This window comes from Mesorhizobium captivum (assembly GCF_033977165.1).
In the GTDB taxonomy this organism is placed as follows: Bacteria; Pseudomonadota; Alphaproteobacteria; order Rhizobiales; family Rhizobiaceae; genus Mesorhizobium; species Mesorhizobium captivum.
Window position 1 is genome coordinate 1 of the sequence record NZ_JAVIJB010000042.1, and the last position, 12,983, is coordinate 12,983.

The following is a 12,983-nucleotide window of genomic DNA, read 5'->3' on the forward strand; positions in this document are numbered from 1 at the left end:
AGGATCCACTCGGTCTCCTTCCCACTTCAACCATACACCAGAACCAACACACAGGATCCTCGGGTCTCCGCGTCCGCTTCGCTCCCGCTCCGCCCGTGGAACGAAGGGAGGAGTTACCCGGCAGCCTTCCACCCGTCCCTGATATGCCGATATCCCTCGCGATAAACCGCCTCCGGGCTCTCCGCAAAATCGCGCCACACCTTGGTCGCCGCCGCCAGATCCTTCAGCGAGCGGCCGAAGGACTCGATGGTCAGCCAGTCGTCATAGCCGCTCTTGCGGATCGCGGAAAAAGTCTCCTTCCAGGGGATGTTGCCGCGCCCCGGCACGCCGCGGTCGTTCTCCGAAATATGGATATGGACGACGTTTCGGCGATTGCGCGTATAGGCGCCGATCGGGTCGGCCTCCTCGATATTGGCATGAAACGTGTCGTACATCGCCTTGATGTGCGGCCGGTCGATCGCGTCGATATGTTCGCACAGATCGTCCATGGTGTTCACCAGATAGCATTCGAAGCGGTTGAGCGCTTCGAGCCCGATGGTCACGCCCTTCTTGCCGGCATGGTCGCCGATGGCGCGCTGCGAGGCGACCGAGCGCTTCTTCTCGGCCGCCGTTGGTCCGCTGCCCGAGAAGGCGCCGAGCGTCGAATGCAGCGGCCCGCTCAGCCTGTCCGCGCCAAGGGCGGCGCTGCAGTCGATCGCCCATTTCATGTAGTCGATGCCGGCCTTGCGTGTCGCGCCGTCAGGCGAGATCAGGTTCATCGCCGGATCGCCCATGGCCGAGACCGCGGTGCGCTCCAGCCCGATTCGGTCGAGCATCGAGCCGAGCTTTTTGTAGTCGTCCGGTTGTCCGACGAAGACCGGTATCTCGACGCCGTCGAAGCCAGTCGCCTTGATGTCCTTCAGCAGCGCCTCGTGCTTCTTCGAGACGATCGTCGTCCACAAGAACATGCACATGCCGATTTTCATCGACACCCCTCCCTCATCACCTTCGATCAAGGGGTGATGAGATTTAGGTCAGGCCGAGCCGAAAATGGCGGATTCGAGAACCGGAGCGGAGCGTACTTACTGTACGTGAGCACCGGAAGCGCAGGAAACCGCCGTTTGCAGGCCGGCCTCACCTAAATATCGTCACCCCTACAGCTTCGTCCACGCCCCATTCTTCTTCGACGACTTCACGCAGGCCTCGATGAACGCCATGCCTTCGACGCCGTCCGCGATCGTCGGGAAGACGACATCCTTAGCCAGCTTACCGCCCTTCCTGCGCGCCGCGCGAATGGCGCGGGCCGCTTCCTGGTAGATGTTGGCAAAACCTTCGAGATATCCTTCCGGATGGCCGGACGGCACGCGCGTCACGCGCGCAGCCGCAGGCATCGCGCCGGCGCCGGCGCGGGTCAGCAGTTGCTTCGGCTGGCCGAACGGCGTGTACCACAGATAGTTCGGGTCGGCCTGCACCCACTCCAGCCCGCCCTTCGAGCCGTAAATGCGCAGTTTCAGCCCGTTCTCGTGCCCTGGCGCCACCTGGCTTGCCCAGATCATGCCCTTGGCCGGATGCGCCTTGCCGACCGGATTGAAGCGCAGCATGACGTTGACATTGTCGTCGAGCTGGCGGCCCGGCACGAAGGCGTCGAGGTCGGCCGACAAGGAATCGAGCTCCAGTCCCGACACGAAGCGGGCAAGGTTATAGGCATGGGTGCCGATGTCGCCGAGCGCGCCGCCGGCGCCGGCCTGCTTCGGGTCGGAGCGCCATGAGGCCTGCTTCTGGCCGGTGGCGGCGAGGTCTTCGGTCAGCCAGTCTTGCGGATATTCCGACTGTACGATGCGGATATCGCCAAGCTGGCCCTTGGCCACCATCTCGCGCGCCTGCCGGATCATCGGATAGGCGGTGTAGTTGTGGGTGAGCACGAACACCTTGCCGGTCTTTTCGACCAGGGCCGCAAGCTTCTTTGCCTCGGCAAGCGACGTCGCCAGCGGCTTGTCGCAGATCACGTGGATGCCGGCCTCGAGGAAAGCCTTGGCCGCCGGCACATGCACGTTGTTGGGCGTCACGATCGCCACCGCCTCGATGCCGTCCGGGCGCTTGGCTTCCGCTTTTGCCATCTCGGCGTAGGAGCCGTAGCTGCGCGCCGGATCGAGCCCGAGTTCTTCGGCCGAGGCCTTTGCCCGTTCCGCATTCGACGACAGCGCGCCGGCCACCAGCACGAAATCATTGTCCATTCGAGCCGCGATCCGGTGCACCGCCCCGATGAAGGCGCCCTGCCCGCCGCCGACCATGCCGTAGCGGATCGGACCGCCTCCCGTTTCCGACTTCGATGCGCCGACCATGCTTTTTTGTCCTCCATTGTTGGTTACCTCCCCCTTGAGGGGAGGTCGATCCGCGCAGCGGATCGGGTGGGGTCGCCCGGCGTGGAGTTCGGCATGAACCGACCCCACCCGGCCCTTCGGGCCACCCTCCCCTCGAGGGGGAGGGTAAAGCGGTGCTAGATTCCCATCATCGCCCGCAGCAGCTTCTTGTCGCTGGTGCCGCCGGCGAAATCGTCGAAAGCCCTCTCCGTGACCCGGATGATGTGGTGCTGGATGAAGGGCGCGCCTTCGGCGGCGCCGTCCTCAGGATGCTTGACGCAGCATTCCCATTCCAGCACCGCCCAGGAATCGTAATTGTACTGGGTGAGCTTGGAGAAGATGCCGCTGAAATCCACCTGCCCGTCGCCCAGCGAACGGAAACGCCCTGCCCGGTTCACCCAACCCTGATAGCCGGAATAGACGCCTTGCCGTCCCGTCGGGTTGAATTCGGCGTCCTTGACATGAAACGCCTTGATCCGCTCGTGATAGATGTCGATGAACTCGAGATAGTCGAGCTGCTGCAGCAGGAAGTGCGACGGATCGTAATTGATGTTGCAGCGCTTGTGGCCGCCGACCGCGTCGAGGAACATCTCGAAGGTCGCGCCGTCGAACACGTCCTCGCCCGGATGGATCTCGTAGCCGACATCGACGCCGTTCTCGTCATAGACGTCGAGGATCGGCTTCCAGCGCTTGCCGAGCTCGGCGAAGGCCTCCTCGATCAGCCCCGGTGGCCGCTGCGGCCACGGATAGAGGTACGGGAAGGCGAGCGCGCCGCTGAAGCTCACCGAGGCCTTGAGCCCGAGATTCTTCGACGCCTTGGCGCCGAACTCCATCTGCTCGACGGCCCATTTCTGCCGAGCTTTCGGATTGTTGTGCACCTCGGCCGGCGCGAAGCCGTCGAACTGCGCGTCATAGGCCGGATGCACCGCCACCAACTGTCCCTGCAGATGCGTCGACAGTTCGGTGACCTCGACGCCTGCGTCGGCGCAGATGCCCTTCACCTCGTCGCAATAGGCCTTCGACGATGCCGCTTTCTTGAGGTCGAACAGGCGCCCGTCCCAGGTCGGGATCTGCACGCCCTTGTAGCCGAGCCCTGCCGCCCATTTGGTGATCGAAGCCAGCGAATTGAACGGCGCCGCGTCACCCGCGAACTGCGCCAGAAACAGGCCGGGACCCTTCATCGTCGTCGGCATCGGCATCCTCCCTCTCTCGGTTTTCGCGACCAAGCATAGCGCCGATTGGAGTGAGGGCCAGCCTGTTTGGTCGTTCGGTGTTGGCGCCAGAACATGGCGACATTCTGGTATTACCAAATCCAGCCATTCGGTCAAGCCGTTGCAAACGGCGAGAAGGCGGCGGCCACAACCGTGAAGGGAAGATTTAATTCATTGAAATCAATAATTTGCTTAACGACCCAGGTGCCATAACCGGCCTCCTTGCCGTTCATACGAATTTGCTGTAGAGGTCTTGTAAGGCCCAATTGGTCGAACCAGTTTCAAGAAAAACCGCTGGAGCGCCTTGGGGAGGAATCGTGTGGCGGCCTCTTTTGAAGTCGTCGCGGGCAAACATGACAGGCGAATTCTGGGAAGGATAGACCATGCATCTTTCGACGCACAACTGGATGCGGGCGGAGCCCCTGGAGACGACGCTCAAGCGCATCAAGAAGCTCGGCTATGAGTCGATCGAGATTTCCGGCGAGCCCGAGCAGTACAAGACCAAGGAAACGCGCGCGCTGCTGAAGGAGCACGGCATCCGCTGCTGGGGCTCGGTGACGCTGATGTTGGGCGAACGCAATCTCGTCGCCAAGAACCAGGGCCAGCGCGAACGCTCGGTGCAGTATGTCAAGGACGTGCTGACCATGGTGAGCGAACTCGATGGCGAGATCATCACGCTGGTTCCCGCGACCGTCGGCAAGGTGGTGCCGGACGGCACCGAAGCCGAAGAATGGGGCTGGGTTGTGGATGCCACGCGCGAATGCTTCGCGCATGCCAAGAAGGTCGGCGTCAAGATCGCCGTCGAGCCGCTCAACCGCTTCGAGACCTATCTCTTCAATCGCGGCGCCCAGGCGCTCGCCCTTGCCGACGCGGTGAGCCCGGAATGCGGCGTCTGCCTCGACGCCTACCACATCCACATGGAGGAATTTAACGTCTACGACGCCATCCGCCAGGTCGGAAAGCGCCTGTTCGACTTCCATGTCGCCGACAACAACCGCTTCGCCGCCGGCCTCGGCCAGATCGACTGGCCGAAGATCGTCGGCACGCTGAAGGAGATCGGCTATGACGGCGCGCTGACCAACGAATTCGTCGCGCCCGTCGACCGCACGCCGGCCGCGCCCTATCCGGAGATGGTGGAGCGCAACCCGGTCGATATCTCGCCCGAGCAGCTCAAATTCATCCAGGACCATGGCTCCAGCCTGCTCACCGAGAAGTTCTACACCGATCAGATGCGCATCACCGCTGAAACGCTGCTGCCGCTGATCAAGTAGCCGATCGAAGCTTAGCCCTTCCGCCCGCGCCGGGCGGCGGGGCCGGGGATGAAGATGCACATCAAAAGCGTCCAGGCCTGGTGGGTTCGCATACCGATCGAAGTCGCGAAGCAGCATCGCAGCGACTTCGGTCAGGTGACGACGTTCGACGCCGCCATTTTGCGCGTCGAGACCGATGACGGCCTGGTCGGCTGGGGCGAAGGCAAGAACGCCGCCGGCAGCGCCGGCAGCTACGGCGCGCTGGTCCACATGCTGAACCACGAGATTGCGCCGCAGCTCATCGGCCGCGACCCGGCCGACATCGGCATCATCTGGGAGATGCTCTACAACGGCGTGCGCCACAACACGGCGGCCCATGCCGGCCATGCCATGCCGCAGCTGGCGCGGCGCGGCATGAACGTTGCGGCGATCAGCGCCGTCGACATCGCGCTCTGGGACATCCTCGGCAAGTCCTTGGGACAGCCGGTCTGGCGGCTGCTCGGAGGCCGCAAGGTCGAGCGCATGCAGGCCTATGCCTCGGGCGGCTGGGCATCGGCGGATGCAATCGGCGAGCAGCTCAAATCCTACATCGCCAGGGGCGGCTTCAAGGCGCTGAAGATGCGCGTCGGCGCCATGGACGGCGCGCCGCATATCTCGGCCGCACGCGTACGTGCCGCCAGGGAAGCGATCGGCCCTGACGTCGACCTGATGGTCGACGCGCACGGCACCTACACCGTTGCCGAGGCGAAGCGCTTCATCCAGCTCACCGCCGATCTCGACCTCGCCTGGTTCGAGGAGCCGGTGATCGCCGACGACAAGCCGGGCATGGCCGAGGTGCGCGCCTCAGGTTCGGTTCCGGTCGCCACCGGCGAGAGCGAGGCGACGCGCTATGCCTTCCGCGATCTTGCAGTGCTGAAATCGGCTGACATCTTCCAGCCGGATCCCGCTTTCTGCGGCGGCATCAGCGAGGCGATGAAGATCGGCACCATCGCCAGCGCCTTCAACCTGCGTTTCGCGCCGCATCTTTGGGCCGGCGCGCCCTGCTTCTTCGCCGGGCTGCATGTCTGCGCCGCTTCGCCCGCGAGCTTCACCGTCGAATATTCGCTCGGCGCCAACCCGATGATCCACGATCTCGTCGAAGAGACTGTCGAAGCAAAGGACGGTATGATAGCGATCCCTGAAAAGCCTGGATTGGGATTCACCGTTTCGGAGCGATTCCTGGAGGCGCACGCGCAACGCATTTGACGATGAAAGAAAAGAACCTTCTCGCGGAACTCGCCGCCTATCTGTTCTCCAACTCGGACAAGGAGTCGGGCCGCACGCCGTCGGAGCGCGAGCTGGCGGAACATTTTGGTGTCAGTCGCGGGCAAATCCGAGAAGCGTTGGCGATTTTGGAAGCCATGCGCATCGTCGAGCGCCGCGCCAAATCCGGCATCTATATCGACACCAAGCAGGCCAGCGTAGAAGCGTTAGCGCTTTTCGCCCGCGCGGGCCTGCCGCTCGACCCGGTGCAGATCTATGAAACCGTCGAGCTGCGCAAGATCCACGAGATCAAGGCGGCCGAACTTGCCTGCTCGCGCGCCACCGAGGAGAATTTCGAGCGTCTGCGCGAGATACTGAAAGCTTCCGAGGAACGCATCGCCGCCGGTGAAGGCCTAGCCAAGGAAGACCGCGAGTTCCATCTCGAGATCGTGCGGGCGACCAAGAACGGCGTCTTCCACAACATCTGCAGCGTCTATTATCTGATGGGCGAGCAGCGCCTGCCGATCTATTTCAACGATCCCGAACGCAATGTGCGTTCGCATGCCGAGCACATCCAGATCTACGAGGCGCTGTTGCGCCGTGACGGCAATCTGGCGCAAGCGCTGATGAGCGCCCATCTGCAGGGCGCCGAGAGCTACTGGAAGGGCCTGATCGAAGGCCGCGGGGCCGAGCCGAAAAGCGCGGCGCTCGAAAAGGCCTGAACCCGATGCGCAAGATTCTCTCGACGCATCCGCTGCACCCGCGCGCCACGGCCATGCTGGCGGGGGCTGGCCGGCTGGCGATCGCTTCCGCCCTCGACGCCAAGGTGCTGACGGCTGAAGCCAGGGACGCCGACATCGTCATCGTCCGCGCGCCGCTGCCGCCCGAGCTGTTCGACGGAGCCAAGAATCTGCGGGCCGCGGTCCGCCATGGCGCGGGGCTGGACATGATCCCGGTCGAGGCGGCGACCGCCGCCGGCGTGCTGGTGGCGAATGTGCCGGCCGTCAATGCCCGCTCGGTCGCCGAGCATGTGATGTTCGCGGCACTCGCGCTCTTGCGGCGCTTCCGCGTGATGGACCGCGACTTGCGCGCCAAAGGCTGGTTCGCCGGGCGCGAGCACGCCAATTCGACCAGCGAGCTCGCCGGCAAGACCATCGGCATTGTAGGCCTCGGCGCGGTCGGTCAGGCCGTCGGCCATATCGCAGCACACGGTTTCGACCTCAATGTCGTGGCGACCACGCGCAGCTTGCGTCCGGCACCGGAACGCGTCGGCTTCCTGTCGATCGACGCGCTTGTCGAGCAGAGCGACATCATCGTGCTGTGCTGTCCGCTGACCGAGGAGACGCGCGGCCTGATCAGCCGCGAGCGTATCGCCCGCATGAAACCGCATGCGCTTTTGATCAATGTCTCACGCGGACCGGTGGTCGATGACGAGGCGCTGATCGAAGCCCTGCGAAAGAGCCGCATCGGCGGCGCCGCGCTCGACGTCTTTTCGACCCAGCCGCTGCCGCCGAACCATCCCTATTTCGGCTTCGACAACGTCATCGTCACCCCGCATATGGCCGGCATCACCGAGGAATCGATGATGCGCATGGGCGTCGGCGCGGCGAACGAGGCCTTGCTGGTGCTAGCCAACAAGCTGCCGGTCAACCTGCGCAACCCTGAAGTGATCGAGCACTACCGCAGGCGCTTTTCGACCGGCGATTAGTTCCCCGGCGAACGTCGCGACGGTGCAGACATGAGATGCCGGCGGGACAGCGCCCCCCTCTGTCCTGCCGGACATCTCCCCCACAAGGGGGCAGATTGGCTGTTTCAGCGCCTCGCTCGTTCTGCAACGTCGGAGATTGGCGAAAGCCCGCGTGACGTTCAATCTCCCCCTTGTGGGGGAGATGGCCGGCAGGCCAGAGGGGGGCGCGAAGGAACGCAACGGCTATTTCCCTGATGCCAATTTTGCCTCAGTTCGCGGCGTCCACAGTTAACGGCCAAGCAACGCCTCGACCGCGGCGGCAATCGCAAGCAAACGACGATCATGCCCATGCCTGCCCACCAGCATCAATCCAACCGGAAGCTTCGCGCCGGGCATCGGCAGCGAGATCGCGCAGAGATCGAACTGGTTGGCGACCTGGGTGTTGCGTAAGAGGAGGCCTTCCGTGCGGTCGCGAAGCGCCTCATCGTCGGCCATGGCGGCGATCGACGGCGCGACCATCGGCACGGTCGGCAGCGCAAGCACGTCGACTGCCTGCAGCCGCTCCTCCATGGCCGCGACCAGTTCCCGGCGGCGGCGGATCGTCCTGATATAGGCGGAAGCGGGAACGGTCAGCGCGCGCGACAAAGGCCCGGTCACATGCGGATCGACCGGCACCGACACACCGGCCGCCAGCCAGTCGGCATGCACCTCAGCGCCCTCCATGGATGCGATCGAGGCCCGCTTGGTCGCGGCGCGCATCTCGGCAATGAGGTCGTCGATCGATAAATCGACGACGTGCGCGCCGGCCTGCCCCATCCCGCGAACACTTCGGTCGAAAGCATCGAGAACCTCGGGTTGCGTCTCACCGAAGAGCACGCCGCGTGGAACGCCTATGCGCAGCCCGACGAGCGAGATCGGCTGAAAAACAGTTGGCTCTTCCCCTGCCGTGATCGCGTCGGTGGCGGCGCAATCGGCAACGCTGCGGGCGAGCGGCCCGATCGAATCCAGCGTCGCCGACAAGGGAAAGGCACCGGCCAAAGACACCCGCCGCGCCGTCGGCTTGAAGCCGACGACACCGTTGAGCGAGGCTGGAATGCGCACCGAGCCGCCGGTATCCGAGCCGATCGAGATGTCGCTGCTGCCCTCGCCCACCGCCACGCCTGCACCCGACGACGAGCCGCCCGGGATCAGGCTGGCATCGGCGGCATTGCCCGGCGTTCCGTAATGCAGGTTGTCGCCGATGGCGGTGAAGGCGAATTCGGTCATGTTGGTCTTGCCGAGGATGACCGCGCCCGCCTGGCGCAGCCGGCGCACGATCGCCGCGTCCCGCGCGGCAGGCTGGGCATCCGCGAGCATCAGCGAGCCTGCCCGGGTCGGCTCGCCGGCGACATCGAACAGGTCCTTGATCGACAGGATCGTGCCGTCGAGCGGCCCAAGGCTGACACCAGCCTTACGGCGGTCATCGGCTGCGGTGGCTGCCGCCCGCGCGGCCTCGGCATAGAGCCTTGTGTAGACCCTCTCGTCCGCGGCACGATTGGCAAGACGTGACAGGATGGTTTCGAGACGGTCGCGGACGGATTGCATGTCGATGTCGGACTCCGCAAGAATCGAACGTCTTTAGGGCAATTCCAGGAAAAGTGCGCAGCGGTTTTCCGTCCGGAATTGCGTAGGAACAAAGGCATCGGCCGATTGGGCCTGTGGAATGGATAACCCGGCAAGCGTGCCTTTGCACCTGCCAGCGATAGGAAGAGACTGATGCTGTACAAAGGCAGCTGTCACTGCGGCAAGGTGGCGTTCGAGGTCGAAGGCGAGCTCGGCGGCGCCGTGCGCTGCAATTGCTCGATCTGTGCGCGCAAGGGCGCGCTGCTGTGGGCCGTGCCGCACGGCAGCCTGCGTCTGGTGGCCTGGGGCGACGACCTCGGCAAATACACTTTTGGCAGGAGCGCCATCGCCCATCGCTTCTGCCGGACCTGCGGCATTCATCCTTTCGCCGAGGATGCCACCCTGGGCAGCGAGCGCAGCGCCTACATCAATATCAATTGCCTCGAGGACGTCGACCTCGCCGCGGTGCAGGTCTTCGAATTCGACGGCCGCTCTGCCTGAACTTACCGGTCAGCGATATCCGGTCGCATCGGCCGGCTTGCCGGCATCCTGGACCTCCAGAACGTAGCGCCAGGCATCGGGACGTGAGCCGTCGAGGTCGGTGAAGCCATAGACCTGCGCCAACCCGCCGCTGGAGAGCGACTGCCCGTTCCAGCGCGACCGCTCCGGATCCGCAGCCAGCGCCGCGACGGCGCGGCCGACATGGCATCGGCCCGAATCCCGTGAAGGTTTCGGGCCGATCAGAAGGCGGATAGGGATCTGTCTACTCGGCCTGTTTCGGGCCGATGGCGAAAGTCACCAGCGCCGCGAGCAGCGTCGCCACGGCGCCATAGGCGAAGGCGCTGGCAACGCCGGCATGGTCGACCAGCAGGCCGCCGAAGACGGCACCCAGCGCAATCGCCACCTGGAACGTCGCGACCATCAGGCCGCCGGCGCTTTCGGCCTGGTCGGGCGCGGCGCGCACCAGCCAGGTCTGCAGCCCGACCGGCACCGCGCCGAAGGCGAAGCCCCAGGTGGTCACCGCGATGGCTGCCGTTACCGGCGAGGCGCCGAGCGTGAGCAGCGCCAATGCCGACAGCGCGATCAGCAGCGGCGCCAGTCCGACCGCAAGTTTCAGGTTGCGCTCGGCCAGAAAGGCGCCGGCGAAGTTGCCGAAGAAACCGCCGACGCCATAGGCGAGCAGCACCAGCGAGATCGTCTCGATCGGCATCACCGGCACCGTCTCCAGGAACGGCCGCACATAGGTGAAGCCGGCAAACTGTCCCGAAGCGACCAGCAGCACGACAAGAAGCGCGACGCGGATCGTCCGGCGCTTCAGCACCTCTATCAGGGTGCGGAAGCTTGCCACGGCCGTCGGCGGCAGGCTGGGAATGGTGGCAAGCTGCACGAGCAAGGTCAGCGCGCCGACGACCGCCGCGATCATGAAGGCCGTGCGCCAGCCCCAGATGTCGCCGACATAGGCGCCTACCGGCGCCGCCGTCACGGTGGCCACCGAAACGCCGGTCAGGATGATCGACATGGCCCGCGGCATCAGCCGCATCGGCACCAGCCGCATCGCCATGGCGGCCGACATCGACCAGAAGCCGCCGAGCGCGACGCCGAGGACGACACGCGCCGCCAGCAGCATGGTGAGCGACGATGCGAAGGCGGCGAGCAGGTTGGAAACGATCAGAAGCACGGTGAGCATCCACATCACCAGCCTGCGGTCGAGCCGCTTGGTGACGATGGCCATGGTCGGCGCTGCGATCGCGCCGACAACGGCGGTCGCGGTGACCGCCTGGCCGGCGGCGCCTTCGCTGACGCCGAGATCCTGCGCCAGCCGTGTCAGCAGGCTGGCAGGCAGGAATTCAGCGGTCACCAAGCCGAAAACGCCGAGCGCCAGCGAGACCACCGCGCCCCACACAGGCGCGGTTCGTTCTTCGTCATCGGTTCGGTCGAGGATAGCGGCGTCGACAACGCCTGTGGCAGGTTCGGTCATGGAAGCGTCTCCGGGAAAGTTGCAGCGCAACATTTGGCTGCAGTGCAACATAGGGAGTGACGACCTGGAGTTTCCATGTTAAAAACACCGAAATGAATTACAATTCGTCCAAAACCACCTTACCGGCATCCGGCGATCCGCTGACCGACATGCTGCGCGGTCTGCGGCTCGACGGCGTCGATTATGGCCGCTGCGTGCTGGGCGAGCCCTGGGCCGTTTCCTTTCCCGCGCAGAAGGCGGCCCGGTTCCATTTCATCGGCCAGCAGGGCTGCTGGCTGTTCTCGCCGGCCAAGGAATGGATCGAGCTTTCGGTGGGCGACGCGCTGCTCATCCCTCGCGGCGACGAGCACGTGCTGGCAAGCGCGCCGGGCGTGCCGCCCGTGCCGATCGGCCGCTACACCATCGAGCCGGTCTGCGAGAACATTTATGACGTCTCGAACGGCTGCGACGGCTGCAAGACCCTGCTGTTTTGCGGCAGCATGCATTTCAATCTCGACGGCTCGCACCCGCTGCTCGACATGATGCCAGACCTGATGCAGGCGCATAAGCTGATGGCGAATGCGCCGGGCATCCAGCACCTGCTCGACGCGATGGCCGGCGAGGTGACGATGGACCGGGTCGGCTCCGGCGGCATCCTGGCTCGGTTGGCCGACGTGCTCGCCGCCACGATCATCCGCTCCTGGGTGGAGAACGGCTGCGGTGACGCCACCGGGTGGATCGCCGCCGTCCGCAATCCCGATATCGGCAAGGTGCTCGCCGCCATCCATCTGCAGCCCGACCGCGACTGGACGGTCGACGCGCTGGCGCGATTGATGGGGGCGTCGCGCTCCGCTTTCGCGCAGCGCTTCGCAACGGTGGTCGGAGAGACGCCGGCTAAATATGTGCTGCGCGTGCGCATGCACCAGGCGCGGCAGTGGCTCGCCCGCGACGGCATGCGGGTATCGGTGGCGGCGTCGAAACTGGGCTACGACTCGGAAGCTTCGTTCAGCCGCGCCTTCAAGCGGGTGATGGGCATCGCGCCGAGCCATCTGCGCAACAACGGCGACGAGCATCCCTGACATCGCGGCCACGCCGCCACCAGGCTGGAGGAATTGCCAAGTCTTTTGGACGAAGGGCCATTCCTAGCCCACCGAGGCGGCATAAACTTTTGGCGGAGGAAACCGCCATGGCCAATCATTTTGCACAGCTCGCGCTTGCCGCGCTGGCCGTCCTTCCGGGACGGGCATTCGCGCTCGAAGACAGCTACCTGCCGGCCGACAAGATCCCTTATGTCGTCGAAGCGCCGGACCAGCCGCAGCGCCTCGGCCCGCTATGGGGCTCGAGGGCCAAGGGTCCGGCCGGCACGTTGCTGAAAGTTCCCGGCAACTGGCGCGCGCCGGTCCATGCCCACACCGCCGACTATCGCGCCGTGGTGATCAAGGGTCTTTGGGGCGCATTGGCAGATGGGCGGCGGCGAAGCAACCAAGGTCGAATTGCCTCCGGGCTCCTACTGGACCCAGAAGGCCGACGAGATGCATGACGATGCCTGCCTGTCGGACACCGAATGCGTGATCTTGCTGATCAACGACACGCCCTACGAGACCTATCTGCCGAAGTAGCCGAGCGGCGGGCAGGCGGGGTCTCCGCGGACAAAAGGCAGGCTCGTCAGCCAAAGGAACGACGGCTGCTCTGATC

At 64.8% G+C, this 12,983-nt stretch carries 11 protein-coding genes and 2 pseudogenes; 7 read left to right on the plus strand and 6 right to left on the minus strand.

The annotated features are described in order from the left end of the window. Positions 1 to 113 precede the first annotated feature (113 nt). The 3 genes from RFM40_RS27160 to RFM40_RS27170 form a co-directional block, all read right to left on the minus strand. Positions 114 to 965 carry a sugar phosphate isomerase/epimerase family protein gene (locus RFM40_RS27160; RefSeq protein WP_320225674.1) on the minus strand — a complete coding sequence of 284 codons (852 nt, stop codon included), beginning with the start codon at positions 963 to 965 and terminating at the stop codon, positions 114 to 116. A gap of 168 nt (positions 966 to 1,133) precedes the next feature. Continuing rightward, complete coding sequence (locus tag RFM40_RS27165) at positions 1,134 to 2,321, minus strand: Gfo/Idh/MocA family protein (RefSeq protein ID WP_320225673.1); 1,188 nt, start codon at positions 2,319 to 2,321, stop codon at positions 1,134 to 1,136. A gap of 155 nt (positions 2,322 to 2,476) precedes the next feature. Further along, entirely contained in the window at positions 2,477 to 3,532 is a 1,056-nt protein-coding gene (locus tag RFM40_RS27170; protein ID WP_320225672.1) for a sugar phosphate isomerase/epimerase family protein, read from the minus strand. 401 nt (positions 3,533 to 3,933) lie between these two features. Between RFM40_RS27170 and RFM40_RS27175 the strand changes: the two genes are divergently transcribed. Genes RFM40_RS27175 through RFM40_RS27190 form a run of 4 tightly spaced genes read left to right on the plus strand, consistent with a single transcriptional unit; the run spans position 3,934 to position 7,750 of the window. Beyond that, positions 3,934 to 4,821 (plus strand): sugar phosphate isomerase/epimerase family protein, encoded by an 888-nt coding sequence (locus RFM40_RS27175; RefSeq protein WP_320225671.1) that lies wholly within the window; start codon positions 3,934 to 3,936, stop codon positions 4,819 to 4,821. 54 nt (positions 4,822 to 4,875) lie between these two features. After that, positions 4,876 to 6,045, plus strand: a complete 1,170-nt coding sequence (locus RFM40_RS27180; RefSeq protein ID WP_320225686.1) for a mandelate racemase/muconate lactonizing enzyme family protein — start codon at positions 4,876 to 4,878, stop codon at positions 6,043 to 6,045. Between the two features lie 2 nt (positions 6,046 to 6,047). After that, the gene (locus RFM40_RS27185; RefSeq protein ID WP_320225670.1) at positions 6,048 to 6,764 is read left to right on the plus strand and encodes a FadR/GntR family transcriptional regulator; all 717 of its coding nucleotides are present in this window, start codon (positions 6,048 to 6,050) and stop codon (positions 6,762 to 6,764) included. 5 nt (positions 6,765 to 6,769) lie between these two features. Continuing rightward, the gene (locus RFM40_RS27190) at positions 6,770 to 7,750 is read left to right on the plus strand and encodes a hydroxyacid dehydrogenase (RefSeq protein ID WP_320225669.1); all 981 of its coding nucleotides are present in this window, start codon (positions 6,770 to 6,772) and stop codon (positions 7,748 to 7,750) included. Between the two features lie 267 nt (positions 7,751 to 8,017). Here RFM40_RS27190 and RFM40_RS27195 read toward each other — a convergent pair whose 3' ends face one another. Further along, positions 8,018 to 9,313: an amidase gene (locus tag RFM40_RS27195; protein WP_320225668.1), complete on the minus strand. Its 1,296-nt coding sequence runs from the start codon at positions 9,311 to 9,313 to the stop codon at positions 8,018 to 8,020. Between the two features lie 171 nt (positions 9,314 to 9,484). Here RFM40_RS27195 and RFM40_RS27200 point away from each other — a divergent pair, with 171 nt between their 5' ends. Further along, a complete protein-coding gene (locus RFM40_RS27200) occupies positions 9,485 to 9,832 on the plus strand; it encodes a GFA family protein (RefSeq protein WP_320225667.1) in 348 nt (115 codons plus the stop codon). 9 nt (positions 9,833 to 9,841) lie between these two features. Here RFM40_RS27200 and RFM40_RS27205 read toward each other — a convergent pair. Then, a pseudogene (locus RFM40_RS27205) lies at positions 9,842 to 10,033 on the minus strand (short-chain dehydrogenase); the annotation flags it as partial. Positions 10,034 to 10,094: 61 nt separating this feature from the next. Next, on the minus strand, positions 10,095 to 11,309 hold the full coding sequence (locus RFM40_RS27210; RefSeq protein ID WP_320225666.1) for an MFS transporter: 1,215 nt from the start codon (positions 11,307 to 11,309) through the stop codon (positions 10,095 to 10,097). Between the two features lie 92 nt (positions 11,310 to 11,401). Here RFM40_RS27210 and RFM40_RS27215 point away from each other — a divergent pair, with 92 nt between their 5' ends. Then, a complete protein-coding gene (locus RFM40_RS27215; RefSeq protein WP_320225665.1) occupies positions 11,402 to 12,367 on the plus strand; it encodes an AraC family transcriptional regulator in 966 nt (321 codons plus the stop codon). 107 nt (positions 12,368 to 12,474) lie between these two features. Next, positions 12,475 to 12,907: pseudogene (locus RFM40_RS27220) on the plus strand (DUF4437 domain-containing protein). Positions 12,908 to 12,983: the final 76 nt, after the last annotated feature.